At 64.0% G+C, this 15,818-nt stretch carries 16 protein-coding genes; 6 read left to right on the top strand and 10 right to left on the bottom strand.

The genetic code is table 11. The features are described from left to right. The gene (locus IVB29_RS33690; protein WP_247507735.1) at window positions 1–813 is read right to left on the bottom strand and encodes a UDP-2,3-diacylglucosamine diphosphatase; all 813 of its coding nucleotides are present in this window, start codon (window positions 811–813) and stop codon (window positions 1–3) included. Between the two features lie 228 nt (window positions 814–1,041). Then, a complete protein-coding gene (gene thiD, locus IVB29_RS33685) occupies window positions 1,042–1,842 on the bottom strand; it encodes a bifunctional hydroxymethylpyrimidine kinase/phosphomethylpyrimidine kinase (RefSeq protein WP_247507734.1) in 801 nt (266 codons plus the stop codon). Window positions 1,843–1,984: 142 nt separating this feature from the next. Here thiD and IVB29_RS33680 point away from each other — a divergent pair, with 142 nt between their 5' ends. From IVB29_RS33680 to IVB29_RS33665, 4 genes are all read left to right on the top strand, one after another. After that, window positions 1,985–2,230, top strand: coding sequence for an Lrp/AsnC ligand binding domain-containing protein (locus tag IVB29_RS33680; RefSeq protein WP_045008738.1), 246 nt, complete (start codon window positions 1,985–1,987; stop codon window positions 2,228–2,230). 107 nt (window positions 2,231–2,337) lie between these two features. Next, entirely contained in the window at window positions 2,338–2,760 is a 423-nt protein-coding gene (locus IVB29_RS33675; RefSeq protein ID WP_247507733.1) for a PqqD family protein, read from the top strand. Beyond that, window positions 2,750–3,736 carry a hypothetical protein gene (locus tag IVB29_RS33670; protein WP_247507732.1) on the top strand — a complete coding sequence of 329 codons (987 nt, stop codon included), beginning with the start codon at window positions 2,750–2,752 and terminating at the stop codon, window positions 3,734–3,736. The genes IVB29_RS33675 and IVB29_RS33670 overlap by 11 nt, the downstream gene beginning before the upstream one ends. Before the next feature lie 6 nt (window positions 3,737–3,742). After that, window positions 3,743–4,423 (top strand): glycosyltransferase family A protein, encoded by a 681-nt coding sequence (locus IVB29_RS33665; RefSeq protein WP_247507731.1) that lies wholly within the window; start codon window positions 3,743–3,745, stop codon window positions 4,421–4,423. Here IVB29_RS33665 and IVB29_RS33660 read toward each other — a convergent pair. Both IVB29_RS33660 and IVB29_RS33655 read right to left on the bottom strand, forming a co-directional pair. Beyond that, window positions 4,398–5,993 (bottom strand): nucleotidyltransferase family protein, encoded by a 1,596-nt coding sequence (locus IVB29_RS33660; RefSeq protein ID WP_247507730.1) that lies wholly within the window; start codon window positions 5,991–5,993, stop codon window positions 4,398–4,400. The genes IVB29_RS33665 and IVB29_RS33660 overlap by 26 nt on opposite strands. 178 nt (window positions 5,994–6,171) lie before the next feature. Continuing rightward, window positions 6,172–7,101, bottom strand: a complete 930-nt coding sequence (locus tag IVB29_RS33655) for a cytochrome c (RefSeq protein WP_247507729.1) — start codon at window positions 7,099–7,101, stop codon at window positions 6,172–6,174. A gap of 153 nt (window positions 7,102–7,254) precedes the next feature. Between IVB29_RS33655 and IVB29_RS33650 the strand changes: the two genes are divergently transcribed. Next, on the top strand, window positions 7,255–7,671 hold the full coding sequence (locus IVB29_RS33650) for a CHRD domain-containing protein (protein WP_247507728.1): 417 nt from the start codon (window positions 7,255–7,257) through the stop codon (window positions 7,669–7,671). 78 nt (window positions 7,672–7,749) lie between these two features. On the opposite strand, the gene IVB29_RS33645 is transcribed toward IVB29_RS33650, so the two are convergent. Further along, a complete protein-coding gene (locus IVB29_RS33645) occupies window positions 7,750–8,373 on the bottom strand; it encodes a class I SAM-dependent methyltransferase (protein ID WP_247507727.1) in 624 nt (207 codons plus the stop codon). A 2-nt stretch (window positions 8,374–8,375) separates the two neighbouring features. On the opposite strand from IVB29_RS33645, the gene IVB29_RS33640 reads away from it, so the two are divergent. After that, window positions 8,376–8,852 carry a VF_A0006 family four-cysteine protein gene (locus IVB29_RS33640; protein ID WP_247507726.1) on the top strand — a complete coding sequence of 159 codons (477 nt, stop codon included), beginning with the start codon at window positions 8,376–8,378 and terminating at the stop codon, window positions 8,850–8,852. 9 nt (window positions 8,853–8,861) lie between these two features. Here IVB29_RS33640 and IVB29_RS33635 read toward each other — a convergent pair whose 3' ends face one another. The 5 genes from IVB29_RS33635 to murJ form a co-directional block, all read right to left on the bottom strand. Continuing rightward, window positions 8,862–10,145, bottom strand: a complete 1,284-nt coding sequence (locus IVB29_RS33635) for a cystathionine gamma-synthase family protein (RefSeq protein WP_247507725.1) — start codon at window positions 10,143–10,145, stop codon at window positions 8,862–8,864. Window positions 10,146–10,399: 254 nt separating this feature from the next. Further along, window positions 10,400–10,846 carry a cytochrome c gene (locus IVB29_RS33630; protein WP_247507724.1) on the bottom strand — a complete coding sequence of 149 codons (447 nt, stop codon included), beginning with the start codon at window positions 10,844–10,846 and terminating at the stop codon, window positions 10,400–10,402. Between the two features lie 168 nt (window positions 10,847–11,014). Continuing rightward, window positions 11,015–13,324, bottom strand: coding sequence for a xanthine dehydrogenase family protein molybdopterin-binding subunit (locus IVB29_RS33625; RefSeq protein ID WP_247507723.1), 2,310 nt, complete (start codon window positions 13,322–13,324; stop codon window positions 11,015–11,017). Window positions 13,325–13,610: 286 nt separating this feature from the next. Next, complete coding sequence (locus tag IVB29_RS33620; protein ID WP_247507722.1) at window positions 13,611–13,886, bottom strand: DUF1127 domain-containing protein; 276 nt, start codon at window positions 13,884–13,886, stop codon at window positions 13,611–13,613. 264 nt (window positions 13,887–14,150) lie between these two features. Then, the gene (gene murJ / locus IVB29_RS33615; RefSeq protein ID WP_247507721.1) at window positions 14,151–15,677 is read right to left on the bottom strand and encodes a murein biosynthesis integral membrane protein MurJ; all 1,527 of its coding nucleotides are present in this window, start codon (window positions 15,675–15,677) and stop codon (window positions 14,151–14,153) included. Window positions 15,678–15,818: the final 141 nt, after the last annotated feature.

Genomic DNA, 15,818 nt, shown 5'->3' with positions numbered 1-15,818 from the left:
TTATGCAGCTCTGGCTGCCACCTGCGGGACCTGCGCCGGCTTCTGCGCATGGTCCGCCCAGGTGATGATCTCGAAATGACCGTCGTCGTGCTCGACCAGCGCGGTGCAGCTCTCGACCCAGTCGCCGCAATTCATGTAGCGGATGCCGCCCTCGTCACGGATCACCGCATAATGGATGTGGCCGCAGATCACACCGTCGGCGTCGTGACGGCGCGCCTCGGCGGCGAGCGCCTGCTCGAACGCGCCGATGTAATTGACGGCGTTCTTGACCTTCTGCTTGGCCCATTGCGACAGCGACCAATAGGGCACCTTGAACAAGCGCCGGAAGAAGTTGACGAAGCGATTCATCTGGATCGCGAAGTCGTAGGCCTTGTCGCCGAGATGGGCGAGCCAGCGCGCGTTCTGCACCACGAGATCGAAGATGTCGCCGTGGATGACGAGATAGCGCTTGCCGTCCGCGCCGGTGTGGACGGTGTTCTCGACCACGTCGATGCCGCCGAAATGCGTGCCGTAATAGTTACGCAGGAATTCGTCGTGATTGCCGGGGATGTAGATGACCTTGGCGCCCTTGCGCGCCTTGCGCAGCAGCTTCTGGACGAGATCGTTATGCGATTGCGGCCAGTGCCAGCTCGACTTCAACGCCCAGCCGTCGATGATGTCGCCGACGAGATAGATCGTGTCGGCGTCATGGTAGCGCAGGAAGTCGAGCAGGAGATCGGCTTGAGAACCGCGGGCTCCGAGATGAACGTCGGAGATAAACAACGTGCGAAAGCGCCGCTCCGGGCTCTCGTCACTCACATCGTAACTTCCCATGCGCCAGCCTGTACCAAACGTCCCGTGACAGGGGGATGACAGATTGAACCCTTGAGGCACCCTCAGATACGAATCAGACCTTGCCTCGCTCTCCCCGCGAATATCAGTCGCATGCGACAATCAGGCGACATGAGGCCGCAGCGGCCTCCGCAAAGCTACGGAATGGGACGGGCAATGCTCTTACCCTCCCCTGGAGGGTGAACCGGGCCGCGCCGCGCGCCGCCCGTGTCAGTAAAACTTGTGGAAATGATGGACCGGCCCGTGGCCGTGACCGACGCTGAAACGGTCGGCGGCCGCGATCGCGGCGCTGATCCAGGCCTTGGCATTGCGCACGGCCTGCTCGAGATCTTCGCCCTTCGCGAGCCCGGCTGCGACCGCCGAGGACAGCGAGCAGCCGGTGCCATGGGTGTTTCGGGTGGCGACGCGCGGCGCGGCGAGCGCGATCGTTTTTTGGGCATCGACGAGATAGTCGGTGCTCTCGGCGCCCTCGCCGTGCCCGCCCTTGATCAGGACCGCGCGGCAGCCGAGCGCCATCAGCCGGCGCCCCTGGCTTTCGATCGCGGCCTCGCTTCGTGCAATGGGCTCGTCGAGCAAAGCCGCGGCTTCCGGCAGATTGGGCGTGATCACCGAGGCCAGCGGCATCAGCTTTGTCCGCAGTGCCTCGACGGCTTCGGACGCGAGCAGGCGATCGCCCGATGTCGCGACCATCACGGGATCGAGCACGACATGCGCCGGCTTCCAGCGCGTCAGCGCAGCCGCGATCGCATCGATGCTGGCGGCCTGCGCCACCATGCCGATCTTCACCGCGCCGATTTCGAGATCGGAGAATACGGCATCGATCTGGGCGGTGACGAATTCGGCCGGCACCGCGTGAATGCCGGTCACGCCGCGCGTGTTCTGCGCGGTCAGCGCCGTGATGGCGGAGGCGCCATAGACGCCGAGCGCGGCAAAGGTCTTGAGGTCGGCCTGGATGCCGGCGCCGCCGCTGGAATCGGAGCCGGCGATGGTGAGCGCGACGGGGGTCGTCATGGGCAGCTTTTCCGAGTTTTTAGGCCATGGACGGTCCTAGCGCGCGCGCCCAGGACCGGCAAGAATGATCGGCGAGCCCGCTTGCTAAATCCGGCGAGTTTTGGCCTATTGGCCTGGAGAATATGCCTTCGGAGTGACTGCAATGGTTCCCTTTTTTGTCCAGATCAAATGCAAGCTCGGCCAATCCTATACGGTCGCCAATGCGCTTGCCGAAGCCGAGATCGCCTCCGAGATCTACTCCACCGCCGGCCATTACGATCTGCTGGTGAAGTTTTACGTCGACAACGACACCGACATCGGCCACTTCATCAACGAGAAGGTGCAGGTTCTGCCGGGCATCCAGGACACCCTCACCATCATCACCTTCAAGGCATTCGGCGCAAGCTGACTGCCCGCATTTGGCGCAAGCCGCATGGTTGCGCGGCCGAGTGCCTGTGCTAGCGTCCGGTGCCTGAAATAGAGTTTCTGGAAATTGAAGTGAGCACTGAGCAAGTCATGGCCCTCACCACCTCGGTGCCGCTGCTGATCAGCCAGCAATTTGATAGTGAAGTGGTGCTCGCCAACTATCAGAACGGCGTCTACTACAACCTCGACGGCAGCGCCGCGCAAATCTGGCTCGGCCTCAAGGCCAACCGAACGGTTGAGGAGATCGGCAGCGCCCTCTCGGCCGCGACCAGCGGCGATGTGCCGTCCATCACACAACAGGTGCAGGCCTTCGTCGACAGCATGCTGGCAGAAGGGCTCATCGCCAAAGGCGATGCCGATGGGCGCGCCGAGACATGGTCGCCGGTGCTGTCGGGCACTTTTGCCGCCCCGGAATTCCAGCGCTTCGACAATCTGCGGGAGCTGCTGCTGATGGATCCCGTGCATGACGCCGGCGAGGAAGGCTGGCCGCTGCGCGAGCCTCATGAAAGCTAGCGGCCTCATCCGGCAGGAGATCGCGGCGATCTTCGCCAACCCGGTGCCGGTCGAAGCGCACGCACGCTGCGGCCCGTTCGGCTTGCGTCTCGGCTTTGCCTCGCAGGATCTGGCTGACATGTTCCTGCCGGCCTACATCCGGAGCGGGCCCGCGACCATCGATCTCGATCTGCGCTTCATCACCGCCGCCCACCATGATCTCTCCGCGCTGGTGCCGGAGGCCGCCGAGAAGCCGCGCCTGTTGATCGAGGACGGCATCTATTCGGTCTGGCAGCCCGCCGTCGTTCCCGTGCTCTATGCGGTCGACCTCACGGCAAGGCGCGGCATTGCCTGGCTGCCGAAGGGCGAAGCGCCGCCCTGGATCCGCAGCCGCCCCGCGATCTCGCTGATCCATGCCATGATGCACGACACGCCCTGGTGCGCCGTGCATGGCGCGGCCGTGGGACACGACGCAGGTTTTACGCTGCTCGCAGGCGAAGGCCACAGCGGCAAGACAACCGCGGCGCTGGCCTGCACGAAAGCCGGCTGGCGCTATGCGGGTGACGACTTTGTCGCGGTCAACAGCGCCACCGGCCAGATCGAGCCGCTGTTCTGCTCGGCGCGCCTGCGCCCTGCCCTCGTCGAGACCTTTCAGAGCTTCATCGGCGAAACCACGGCGGTCTCGGATTTCAACGGCGAGCCGCGCCATGAGCTGAGCCTCGCCGATCTCGGCGACCGCATCGGCGGCGGCAAGCTGCGCGCGACGTTCATCCCGCGCCGGCGCGGCGCGGCAACGCCCGAGTTTGCACCGGCAAAACAGTCGGACGCGTTTCGCGCGCTGCTGCCGACCACCGCTTACGAATTGCCGGGATGGCCGAACGAGATCGCTGCCAAGGTGGCGAAGATCGCCGGCCTCGCACCGGTGTTCTTCGCCGACACCGGCACCGCGCCGATGCAGATTCCCGCAGCCTTCGCCCACCAGCTCGAACGGCTGTGAGGCCGCATGCGCGTCTCCGTGGTCATCGCCGCCTACAATTCCGAGGCCTACATTGCCGAGGCGATCGAAAGCGTGCTCGGCCAGACGGTGCCGCCCGATGAGGTCATCGTCATCGACGACGGCTCGACCGACGGTACGCGCGGCATTCTCGATGGCTTCAGTGATCGCATTGTCGCGCTGACTCAGGCGAACAGCGGTCAGGCCGTCGCCGTCAACAAGGGCCTGGCGCTCGCACGCGGCAAGCTGATCGGCTTCTGCGATGCGGATGACCTCTGGACCCCGCGCAAGCTTGAACTGCAATTGGCACTGCTTGAACGCGACGGCGGCACCGAGGCCGCGTTCGGCAAGGTGCAGCAATTCGTCAGCCCCGATGTACCCGAAGAGCACCGCGCGCGCCTCAAACCTGATGTCGAGACCATGCCGGGCGAGCTGAAGCAATGCATGCTGATCCACCGTGCCGCGCTCGACCGGACCGGTGCGTTCGACGAGACGCTGCCGGCGACCTTCTTCATCGCCTGGCTCGGGCGCGCCAAGCAAAGCGGGCTGAAAACCGCCCATGTCGATGACATCGTCGTCCGGCGTCGCCTGCATCTCGGCAATGGCGGACGCATCAATACGGACGCGCAGAACGTCCAGACGCTGATGGCGTTACGCAAGGCCATCAAGGCGCAGCGGCCGCCGGAGTAAACACCGGCACGCCGTCGACCGACACCGACTTCACGAACAATCCGAGCAGGCGATGGTCGATCGAATGGCCGATATCCATCGGACGCCCGACGTCGAGCATCCGCAACGCAACGACGATCTTCCGCTCGCCCGTGCCGACGATCTTCGCTTTCAGCGTCAGCTTGAACGGCATCGGGTCGTTACGCCCCGCGATCATCTGCAACACCTCACCGGCGCCGGTATAGGCCGCGAAACGAAAGCTCTCGGTGGCCGGCGGCAGGAACGGGATCACTCCTAGCTCGACCACGGCGAACGTCTGCGACTGCCCATTGACCGGCACGTCGATGACGGCGAACTGATGATCGGTCCACCGTCCCTCGTCTTCCGGGATGGAAAACCCCTGCCCGAACCAGACGTCCTTTCCGCGCAGCGGATGCGTCGTATCAGCCGCCTGCTGCCAGATCCGCTTCAGGATCGCGTCCCGAAACAGGGGAAAATGCGTGACGCTGGCGTCGAACGCGGCGATGGCCGCGCCTGGCAGCCTCAGCCAATCCAACCCGCGAAACGGCGCCTTGAACTGCGCGCGCAATGACGCGAAGAAGGCGCCCCGGAAATGCTGCCATTGCGTGCGCTGCGCCCGCGGCACCGCGCGCACCGCGACCTCGACGGATTTCCCGGGCGGCGCGTAGCTCCACAACTGGCTCACCAGACCATCCGGCACGAGCGCCGGCATCTCCCGCGCGACGACGTCGAGCAATTGCGCCGCGAACAGGCTGCCGTTGTAGCGCATCACGATCGAACGGAAGCGATCCCAATCGACCTTGTCGCCGTAGTTTTCCAGGACGTGGACGACCTCGAGCGCGCGGAAAACCATCTCCTTCTGATCGGCAGGCTCCGGCCGCATGGCCGCGATCGCCAGCTGCTCGGCAAGGCCCGGGATCAGCACGTCATGGGTCAGCAGCTTCGCCCGTTCGGCGGTCCTGAACAATTCTTCGGTAAAGCTCTGGTCGTCGAGCCAGAAGATCGCGCGCCAGTGCAGATCGATGGCACGGCCGAAGCCGGCCCGCGACATCGCGACAGCATGGATGTCGCGGTCGAAATCGGACTCCGAGAACAGCTCGACCTTCATGCCATGGCTGCGGAACGAAGCCTGCCGCAGCACCTCGATCGCGCGAGGCGCCTCAACGCGGCGAACCAGGAGATCGTAATCCCCCGTCATGCGCTTCGCCATGTAGCTCTCGTCGCGCGCAAACAGCGCACCACCCTTGATCAGGAGCGCCGCGATGCCGGAGCTTTCAAGCGCCCTGTTGGCCTCGACGAGATCGCGAACCCGCGTCGCGTTCGACAACCAGACATGCTTGACGACGCCGCGCATCCGCTTGGTGTCGGCATCCACGATCCCGGCCCGGTCGACCGTGGCGACGAGCAGCGGCATGGTGCGGTAGACGATCTCGTCGGCAGCCTCCAGCGGCTCGGAGGCGCGCCAGTCCCGATAGGCGTCGATGGCGGTCTGGCCCTGTCCGAGAGCGGCCCGAAACAGCGTCAGGAAACGCCCATGGAGCACGATCGGGAGTTTTGCTGTGCTCGCCATCTCAACCAAACGGTTGAACCGTGAGGCCTGCTGCATCCGGCCCGGCACAATCACGCGTCGAAACAACAGGCACTACTCGCGCAAAGACCAGACAACTCATCGTGACGCAATTCCAACTCTCAACCGGCAGCAAAACATGCGGGTGCGCTCCCTGCGTGTCAATTGGAAACGGCCTGCGTCAGGCGCCACCCTCCTTGCGCTTAGGCCGCGTCGGACCTTCCACCGGCGGCAGCGACTTCAGGTAATCCGCCATCGCCGCAAGATCCGCTTCAGGCAATTGCGAAATGTTCTTGATCACGCGCGTCATCGCGCCGCCGACGCTGTCGCCGTCGGGCAATTCGCCTGTCTTCAGGAAATAGGAAAAATCCTTCACGCTCCATTCGCCAAGGCGCTTCTGCGTGATGTTCGGCACCCATCCCTCGCCTTCCGGATTGGGCCCGCCGGCAAAGCGCTCGCCCGAGATGATGCCGCCCAGCGCGTTGCGCGGGCTGTGGCATTCGGCGCAATGGCCAAAACTATTCACGAGATAGGCGCCGCGATTCCATTGCGGCGATTTGGTGCCATCGGCGACGAACGGCTTGCCGTCCAGAAACAGGAATTTCCAGATGCCGACATTGCGCCTGATGTCGAACGGAAACGGCACGTCGTGGTCACGCACTTTTCCTGCAACGGCCGGCAACGTTTTCAGATAGGCAAAGAGATCGAGCACGTCCTCGCGCTTGGCGTGCTGATAGGAGGTGTAGGGAAAGGCGGGAAAATAATGCTGCCCGCCAGGTGAGACCCCGCGCATGACCGCGTTGACGAAATCGGCCTCGCTCCATTTGCCGATGCCGTAGGTCGGATCCGAGGAGATGTTGGGCGCGTAGAACGTTCCGAACGGCGACTTGATCGCGACCCCGCCGCCGAGCCTGAGACGATCGGGCTGGTCGGGAACGGCATGGCAGGATGCGCAGCCGCCGGCGTTGAATATCACCTCGCCATTGGCGAGGTTTGGGACGTGGGCCGGCCCGGCGCTCACCGCGGCCACCACCGGCGCGCTGAGCCACCAATAGACGCCGGCCGCGGCAATCGCTGCGAACAGCGCCGCCAAAATTGTTCGTTGCAACATTCGGTCCATCCACGCGTTGGGTCGAGCCTATGACCGATATCCGCGCGGCTCCAGCCACGAAGAATTTAAGCAGTCCCCCGCGGCGACGGGAATAAACTGAAACGGCGGCTGTTGGAAGTTTGGCAGCCCTTTGAGGCCAGCAGGGAGAATGTTATGAACAAAACCGTCATCGCCGTATTCGCGCTCGGCGCCGTTGCCTTTACCGGCTCGGCGAGCGCCGAAAAGCTGAAAGCAACGCTCGACGCCAAGTCCGAGGTGCCGGCAACGACCAGCAGCGGCACGGGAACGGCCGATCTGGACTATGACGCCGCCAGCAAGAAATTGTCCTGGAAGCTCAGCTATTCCGGCCTGTCCGGCCCCGCCACCGCGGCCCATTTCCACGGCCCGGCCGAGACCGGCAAGAACGCCGGCGTCGCGGTCCCGATCCCCGGTGCCGCCAGCAGTCCGGTCGAAGGCTCGGCGACGCTGACCGACGCCCAGGCCGCCGATCTGTTGGCCGGCAAGCTCTACGTCAACATCCACACCGCGGCCAATCCGGGTGGCGAGATCCGCGGTCAGGTGACGAAGTAGGCGAAAACGCCGCTTCGTCGCGGAAAGGCCGGACGCAAGTCCGGTCTTTTCGATTCCGGCGTTTCGATTTTCGGCGTCTCAGGCGGGGCGCTTCCGCACCGCGACCTGATGGCTCTTCAGGATCACCTCGGCATCGCCGTGCCAGGCCAGGAACGTGTCGACGGCGGGCGCGACGCGCTCTGCGTCGGGATTGTCAGGCTTCCAGGTGTAGTCATCCATCAGCATCACGCCGCCGACGCGCAGCAGGCGCCAGGCCCCGAGGCAATCGATCATCACGTCGTCGCGCTGATGGCTGCCGTCGACATAGATGAAATCGAACACCGCGTTCTCTTCGCGCAAGCCGCCGAGCGCCTTGATCGAGGTACCCACGATCTTGCGAAGGCGCGCGCCATGGGCGGCAAGATTGCGGTCGAAGCGCCCGCCATCCTCCTCGGGGAAGAGGTCGACGCAGGTCAGATGCGCACCAGCGAAGAACGCGAGCCAGAACAGCGCGGACCGCCCCTCCTTGGAGCCGATCTCGAGCATACGGGTCGTCGTATCGCGCATATCCCTGAACAGCGTGCTCCAGACCATGGTGCGACCGGCCACATAGTCGCGCCGAAACTCCTTGCCCGTAAAGATGTGAGCGTAGGGGTCCTGGGCCCGCGCCAGCTCGACGACCCGCGCGTGAAGCTGCGTCAATCGGGCGGAGGGATCGTTCATGGATGTCCCAACTTTGGCTGTGCGACGACGCCGACCATTGTGCCATCGATCTGACGCTTTATGATCGCCTCCAGAGCAAAAGGCGCAACATGACCCCTCCCAACGAGAATTATCCCGCCTTCTCTGACATCCTATCGCACCAAGGAGCCTGCCGGAAGCCTGCTCACACACCATTGCACATTCTGGCGGACGCTATTGCGGCCGTTGCGTTTCTCTCATTCTCCGCACCGGTCGTCGCGCAAAGCGATATGGAGAGGCAGGCTCAATGCGAGCTGTCCGCAATCCGCGATACGCGATCGGCCCTCGCCGTGCAGTACATCCATTCCGCCTGCAACTGGCTTGTGGTCAACGGCGACTCCGCGCTGAACGCATCCAGCAAGGGTTATTATATCTGTCTCGTGCGGCAGCTCTCGGGCGCGCAAGGTAACGAGGCTGCCGCAGCCATCATCTCGGCATGCCGCACGTCAAATCCGTTTTGAGCTCCGCGCTCACGCGGCGTTCAGCGCCTGCCCGAGATCGGCAATCAAATCCGAGGGGTTTTCGATGCCGATCGACAGCCGGATCGTGGAATCGAGCACGCCGATTTTCTGGCGGATGTCGGCGGGAACGCCGGAATGGGTCATGGTGGCAGGCAGGCTCGCAAGCGACTCCGTTCCGCCGAGACTCACCGCCAGCTTGAGGATCTGCAGCGCGTTGAGGAATTTCACGGCCGCCGCCTTGCCGCCGGCGATGTCGAACGAGAACGTCGATCCCGCCCCCAGGCATTGCCGCGCGAAAACGCGGCCGGCCGGCGAGGCCTCATCGTGATGACCGAGATAGTGGACCTTCGCGACTTTGGGATGGTCGCGCAGATAGGCCGCCACGAGGCGCGCATTCGCATCGGCCTTTTCCATGCGCAGGCTCAGCGTCTCGAGCGAGCGGTTGATCATCCAGCAGGAATGCGGATCGAGCTGGGTGCCGATCGCGCCGCGGAGCTGCTTGATGCCCTTCATGATTGTCTTCGCGCCGAGCGCGGCGCCCGCGATCAGGTCTGAATGGCCGCCGACATATTTTGTCAGTGAGTACAGCGATATGTCCGCGCCGTGCTCGATCGGCCGCTGAAACACGGGACCGAGCAGCGTGTTGTCGCAGGCGATGATCGGGGTGTGTCCCTGGCTCTTGCCGATGGCGTCGGCGACGCGGCGGATCATCGCAATGTCGACCAGGCCGTTGGTCGGGTTGGCCGGCGTTTCGATCAGGATCATCGAGACCCGGCCCTTGCGCATCGCCTCGTCCGCGGCCTGTTTGATCGCCGCTTCATCGATGCCGTCGGCGAATCCGACGGCGCCGATCGACAGACGCGCCAGCGTGTTCGTCAGCAGGGTTTCCGTGCCGCCATAGAGCGGCTGGGAGTGCAGGATGACATCGCCGGGGCGGACGAACGCCAAAATCGTGGTCGATATCGCCGCCATGCCTGACGAGAACAGCGCACAGCTCTCGGTGCGCTCGTAGATCGCGAGCCTGTCCTCGACGATCTCGCTGTTGGGGTGATTGAAGCGCGAATAGACCAGACCCGCGCCCATCCCTTCCGGCGGCTCGCGCCGGCCGGCGACGAAATCGAAAAAGTCCTGCCCGTCCTCGGCCGTTTTGAACACGAAGGTCGAGGTCAGGAACACCGGCGGCTTGATGGCCCCTTCCGACAGCTGCGGATCATAGCCATAGGTCAGCATCAGGGTTTCCGGATGCAGCATATGGTTGCCGATGTGGGTCTTTGACGGGAACGGTTTTGCCATGGCCTGTCTCGCTGCTCCTGATTCAGTGCTCGCGGCGCTGGGTCCGACAGCTCGCATCGACGTCGCCGCGGTTGGCGTGAAGATAGCTGCTCCAGCGACGATCCGTCAGGGCTTGCGCGCAGATTTTCCTGCGGCGCAGCGTTGCGACTCGCGACCATGGTCGCGCAACAAAAAAGGCGGCTGCTCTCGCAACCGCCCTTTCACGATGTCCGCAGTCCGGATTTCGCTTGCGCTCCATCCGGGCTGCGAAAACCTCAGCCGTTCTTCACCCGGAACGTCTCGTGGCAGCCGCCGCATTCCTTGCCGACGGCGGGGAAGGTCGCCTTGAGCGTGTCGAGATCCTTGATCTTGCCCTTGGCCTCGCTGACGACTTTGGCGAAGCTTGCGACCTTGGCGTCGAAGCCGGCTTTGTCTTCCCAGATCTTCGGCGAGGCGCTGTAGTCGCCCTCGGGCTTCATGCCCTTGGCGCTGGCCGGAAACAGGTTCGGCAGCTTCTTGGCGGTCTCCTCGAACTGCGCCAGGGCCGTATCGACCGTGGCCTGGTCGTAGGGCTTCTCGCCCTTGACCATCGCCGCCACCGCGCCGGCGTTCTTGCCATTGCCCTTCATGAGGGTCTGCACCTCCTTGACGGAGTCCTGTTGTGCCCAAACCGCGCCCATGCCGAGCAGCAGCGCGCCCCCAACAACCAACACTCGCTTCATTCGCAAAATCCCTTTCCCTGAGACAGGATCGCGCCGACCCCACAATGGGGCCAACACCGCTTGCCCAATTTCATTCCATGGAAGGCGCGACGAAAAATCGTCGCGCCTTTGTTGGTTGCGCATGATCTCGTCGGAAAACCGCTACACGCTTTTCCGGATCATGCGAAATCACAGGCTGTGACGACGATGGTGCTCGTTGATGGCGATCCACACCCGCTCAGGCGTCGCCGGCATGTCGATGTGGTCGATCTTGTATTCGCGCCAGAGGGCGTCGACGATGGCGTTGACGACGGCCGGACAGGAGCCGATCGCGCCGGCCTCGCCCGCCCCCTTCACGCCGAGCGGATTGGTCGTGCAGGGAACGTTGGCGGTCTCGAACACGAAGTCCGGTCCGTCAGCCGCACGCGGCAGCGCGTAGTCCATGAAGGTCGCGGTGATGAGCTGGCCGTCGCTGGGGCCATAGACCACCTGCTCCATCAGCGCCTGACCGATGCCCTGCATGGCGCCGCCATGCACTTGGCCTGCCAGCAGCAGCGGATTGAGCGTCTTGCCGAAATCGTCCACGATCACGTAGTTGACGATCTTGATGATGCCGGTCGCGGGATCGATCTCGACCTCCGCGACATGGGTGCCGTTGGGATAGGTGCCGTCGGCGCTGGCAAAGGTCGCACTCGCGTTCAGCTTCGACGGGTCCGCGCCCGGGCGCTTGGCGAGATCGGCAAACGAGATCGAACGGTCGGTGCCGGCGATGCGCACGATGCCGTCCGTAATCTCGAGGTCGCCGGCGCTGGCTTCCAGCGCCTGCGCCGCGATCGTCTTCAACTTCTCGCCGAGCTCGCGGGTGGCGCGCTCGACGCTGACGCCGCCTGACGGAATCGAGGCCGAGCCGCCGGTGCCGAGGCCCGTGGCGATCATGTCGGTATCGCCCTGGTGGACGTGGACGCGCTCGGGTGCGACGCCGAACTGCTCGGCGACGATCTGCGCGTAGGCGGTCTGGTGGCCCTGCCCGCTCGACTGCGTGCCGATCAGCACGGTGATATCGCCATTGGGGTCCATCCGCACATTGGCGGTCTCCTCGCCCATGGTGCCGCAGACCTCGACATAGCTCGCCAGCCCGATGCCGCGGATCAGGCCGTTCTTCTTGGCGAGTTTTGCGCGCTTGGAAAATTCCTTCCAGTCGCCGATCTCCATCGCGCGCTTGAGATGCGCGGCGAAGTCGCCGGAATCGTAGACCTTGCCCGTGGCCGTCTTGTACGGCAGCGCCTTCGGCTGGATGAAGTTCTTGCGACGCACCGCATCCGGCGTCATCTCGAGCTTTCGCGCGCAGGCATCAACGAGCCGCTCGATGACGTAGGCCGCCTCAGGCCGGCCCGCACCGCGATAGGCGTCCACAGGCACGCTGTTGGTGAAGATGGTGCGCACCCGGCAATGGAAGGCCTGGATGTCGTAGAGGCCCGGCAGCATGCCGGCGCCGCCATGCGGAATGTAGGGCCCGAAAGTCGACAGATAGGCGCCCATGTCGCCCATCAGGTCGCAATCCATCGCGAGGAATTTGCCGTCTTCAGCCAGCGCCATCTTCGCGGTGGTGACGTTGTCGCGGCCTTGCGCGTCGCCCATGAAATGCTCGGTGCGGTCTGCCGCCCATTTCACCGCCTTCTTCAGCTGTCGCGCCGCGACTGCCAACAGGGCGTATTCCCGATAAGGAAACAGCTTCGTGCCGAAACCGCCGCCGACGTCGGGGCAGATCACCCGCATCTTGTCGGTGGGGATCTTGAGCACGTTCTGGCAGAGGATGTCGCGCAGCCGATGGCTGCCCTGGCTGCCGACCGTCAAGGTCAGATGATCGCGCTTGGCATCGTATTCGCAGACAGCGGCGCGCGCCTCCATGAAGCTCGCGACCACGCGCGGATTGACGATGGAGATTTCGGCGACCGCATGCGCCTTGGCGAAGGCTGCTTCGGTCGCAGCCTTGTCGCCGATCGAGACGTCGAACAGGACGTTGCCGGCCTTGTCGGGCCAGACCTGCGGCGCACCCTTCTTGATGGCATTGACGACGCCGGTCACCGCCGGCAGCGGGCTCCATTTGACCTCGATCGCCTCGATCGCGTCGCGGGCCTGGTCGATGGTCTCGGCGACCACGAAGGCGATGGAATCGCCGACATGGCGCACCTCGTCCTTGGCGAGGATCGGATAGGGAGGTCCCTTGAACGGGTCGGTCTCGAGATTGAACAGGCACGGCAGATCGCCCAGATCCCCAACCTCGGCGGCGGTCAGAATCAGCGCGACGCCGGGAAGCCCACGGGCGCGGCTCGCATCGATGGTGAATTCGGCATGCGCATGCGGCGAGCGCAGCATCAGGCAGCGGAGCGCAGCCTGCGGCGCATAATCGTCGGTATAGCGGCCCTTGCCGCGGATGAGCGCATCATCCTCCTTGCGCAACACGCTTTGGCCAACGCCGAACTTGATGGGAGCCGCCATTTTCTTGTCCCGTCCTATGGTTGTTTTGCGGACCATATTGCCGTGGAAAAAGTGGCAAGGCAAACGGGTTTAGGCGGGCAGAGTCCGCGATAAATCGTCCGTGCCCTCGCTCGTCACAGCAGGAGGGGACGGAAAGACCGCAGAGCGCTCATTTCCCTGTGAACATCGATCCGGTTGGTGGCATGATAGTTGCCGAACTCACCTCGCAGTGCACTCTTGAGAACAAGCAGCCGTACTGACCGCCGCTTGTTCTCAAAGCACATGTCCATCTCTGATGGTTGATCACTTACATCCCACCTCGGCTCCATGGATCCGTGATGCGATCTCTGAGACGATCGATCGCACGCTCGGGCGTGAAGTAATCGATCTCACCGCGCGTCAAGCCGATATCCATCAGCTCCCTGTCACTTAGGTCCTGCAAGGTGACCAGCTGGCCCTCCCGCCGCTGCTGAAACACACGCCAATATTGCTTGAGCAAGCTCAAGACGATGGAGAGGTCGAGGCCGCGCCTTGCAGCATCGCCCTCCGTCCCGGATGTGATGGTCGTCTGTTGTGGTGGCATCGCACGCTCCTGCTGTTGTGCCGGCAGGGAGCGTGGCCAAACAAAAAGGCCCCGTCCGATGCCGGCGGGGCCTGGTGGAAAAAATGTCGTCGTCGAATTCTAGCGCGCGACTCCTTCCACGGCCCAGCCGAAGCGGGTCATGTGCATCGAGTTGATGTTGCGCACCGATTTAATCATGGGACGCTGGTACCACGGCGACAACGCAAAATCAAGGGATGCGCAGAGGTCGGTCACATCCTGTAGGCGAGCACGTCGCTCCAGCGCCTAGCTGCGCACCAGCGAGACGAGCCAACCGCGGCCGAACAATCCGAGGATCGCGAGTGCGTAGACGATCGTGCCCCCGACGGCCAACAGAACCAATGTCAATTCATCCCGGAAGTGCATCGCGGCCAGCGAAGAAGCGCTGAAATGCGCGATCAGCCAGAATGCGGCGGCCAGGATCAGCCCGGTCAGCAGGAATTTGGCGAGCGACGTCAGCCAGGCGCGGTCGAGCACGAGAAAGCCTCGCCGCACGGCGAAGAAGAGCACCATCAGCAGATTGGTCCAGACGCCGACGGCGGTGGCCAGCGCCAGGCCGATCTGGGCCAGCGACCCCATCAAGGCAATCTTCAGGGCGACGTTGACCGCGATGCCGGTCAGCGAGGCGCGAACCGGCGTTGCGGTGTCCTTGCGCGCATAGAAGGTCGCGACCGCGCTGCGGATCAGCACGAAGGGAATCAGGCCGATGGCATAGGCCGCGAGCGTGGCGCCGGCGGCAGCAGCATCGGCCTTCGAGAACGCACCGCGGGCGAACAGCGCACGCATGATCTCGTCGGGCACTGTGAGGAAGGCGGCCACGAACGGCACCGAGAACAGCAGCGTGAAGTCGAAGGCGCGGCGCTGTGCCTTCATCGCGCCGTCATGGTCGTTGGCCGTGATCCGCCGCGACATCTCCGGCAGCAGCACAGTGCCGATGGCGATGCCGATCACGCCGATCGGCAGCTGATTGAGGCGGTCGGCATAGTACAGCGCCGACAGCGCGCCGGCGGGCAGGAAGGTCGCGATGATGGTGTCGGCGAACAGCGCGACCTGTGTACCCATCGAGCCCAGCGTCGCAGGCCCGAGCGCCCTGAAGAAAGCGCGGACGTCTTCATCGAGCCTCAGCGGCGCAAAGCGCGGCAGGCCGCCATGGCGCGCGAGATCGCCCGCGAGCAGAAAATATTGCAGGAAGCCCGAGATCAGGACGCCCCAGGCCGCGGCGTGGCCCGCGCTGGGAAACCAGGCGGCGAGCGCCAGCGTCATCATCATCGAGATGTTGAGGAAGATCGATGCGGCGGCTGCGCTGGCGAAGCGCTGCATCACGTTGAGCATGCCGCCATAGAGCGTCACTAGCGTGATCAGCAGCAGATAGGGAAAAGTGATCCGGGTGAGCTCGATCGCGAGCTTGCGCTGCTCGGCATCCTCGGAAAAGCCCGGCGCCAGAATGCTCATGGCTTGCGGCATGAACAGCCAGGCGACGATCAGCAGCACCACCTGCGAGGCCAACAGCAGCGTGAAGATGCGGTCGGCGAACAGTTTTGCCGCCCCCTCCCCGCGCTCGCCATGGACATGCGCATAGGCCGGCACCCAGGCGGCGTTGAAGGCGCCCTCGGCAAAGATCGCGCGAAAATGATTGGGCAGCCGCAGCGCCACGAAAAAGGCGTCGGCGACGGGACCGGCGCCGAGGATCGCCGCGAGCATGATGTCGCGGGCAAACCCCGTCAGCCGCGAGAGCAGCGTGTAACCACCAACCGTGAAGATGCGTCCGAGCATGCGTCTGTTTTAGAGACTTATCGAACAGAGGTCGATTGCATCTTGCGATGTGCATTGCTGCGCCCTCTCGCCTTGGAGAGGGCAGCGCCGCGAGCAGACACAAGCTCATTGGGGTGAGGGGTCTCTCTCAGCACGGAATGT

The sequence above is a fragment of the Bradyrhizobium sp. 1 genome (assembly GCF_023073315.1).
In the GTDB taxonomy this organism is placed as follows: domain Bacteria; phylum Pseudomonadota; class Alphaproteobacteria; order Rhizobiales; family Xanthobacteraceae; genus Bradyrhizobium.
This window is presented reverse-complemented; position numbering and strand designations above follow the sequence as displayed.

What these genes read in the sequence shown, in the direction of transcription:
- IVB29_RS33660 (WP_247507730.1), bottom strand. Translation starts at nt 5,993, where the DNA reads ATGGCGAGCACAGCAAAACTCCCGATCGTGCTCCATGGGCGTTTCCTG.
- IVB29_RS33690 (WP_247507735.1), bottom strand. Translation starts at nt 813, where the DNA reads ATGGGAAGTTACGATGTGAGTGACGAGAGCCCGGAGCGGCGCTTTCGC.
- IVB29_RS33620 (WP_247507722.1), bottom strand. Translation starts at nt 13,886, where the DNA reads ATGCCACCACAACAGACGACCATCACATCCGGGACGGAGGGCGATGCT.
- IVB29_RS33640 (WP_247507726.1), top strand. Translation starts at nt 8,376, where the DNA reads ATGTCCCAACTTTGGCTGTGCGACGACGCCGACCATTGTGCCATCGAT.
- IVB29_RS33630 (WP_247507724.1), bottom strand. Translation starts at nt 10,846, where the DNA reads ATGAAGCGAGTGTTGGTTGTTGGGGGCGCGCTGCTGCTCGGCATGGGC.
- IVB29_RS33655 (WP_247507729.1), bottom strand. Translation starts at nt 7,101, where the DNA reads ATGTTGCAACGAACAATTTTGGCGGCGCTGTTCGCAGCGATTGCCGCG.
- IVB29_RS33670 (WP_247507732.1), top strand. Translation starts at nt 2,750, where the DNA reads ATGAAAGCTAGCGGCCTCATCCGGCAGGAGATCGCGGCGATCTTCGCC.
- IVB29_RS33650 (WP_247507728.1), top strand. Translation starts at nt 7,255, where the DNA reads ATGAACAAAACCGTCATCGCCGTATTCGCGCTCGGCGCCGTTGCCTTT.
- IVB29_RS33635 (WP_247507725.1), bottom strand. Translation starts at nt 10,145, where the DNA reads ATGGCAAAACCGTTCCCGTCAAAGACCCACATCGGCAACCATATGCTG.
- IVB29_RS33645 (WP_247507727.1), bottom strand. Translation starts at nt 8,373, where the DNA reads ATGAACGATCCCTCCGCCCGATTGACGCAGCTTCACGCGCGGGTCGTC.
- IVB29_RS33675 (WP_247507733.1), top strand. Translation starts at nt 2,338, where the DNA reads ATGGCCCTCACCACCTCGGTGCCGCTGCTGATCAGCCAGCAATTTGAT.
- thiD (WP_247507734.1), bottom strand. Translation starts at nt 1,842, where the DNA reads ATGACGACCCCCGTCGCGCTCACCATCGCCGGCTCCGATTCCAGCGGC.
- IVB29_RS33680 (WP_045008738.1), top strand. Translation starts at nt 1,985, where the DNA reads ATGGTTCCCTTTTTTGTCCAGATCAAATGCAAGCTCGGCCAATCCTAT.
- murJ (WP_247507721.1), bottom strand. Translation starts at nt 15,677, where the DNA reads ATGCTCGGACGCATCTTCACGGTTGGTGGTTACACGCTGCTCTCGCGG.
- IVB29_RS33665 (WP_247507731.1), top strand. Translation starts at nt 3,743, where the DNA reads ATGCGCGTCTCCGTGGTCATCGCCGCCTACAATTCCGAGGCCTACATT.
- IVB29_RS33625 (WP_247507723.1), bottom strand. Translation starts at nt 13,324, where the DNA reads ATGGCGGCTCCCATCAAGTTCGGCGTTGGCCAAAGCGTGTTGCGCAAG.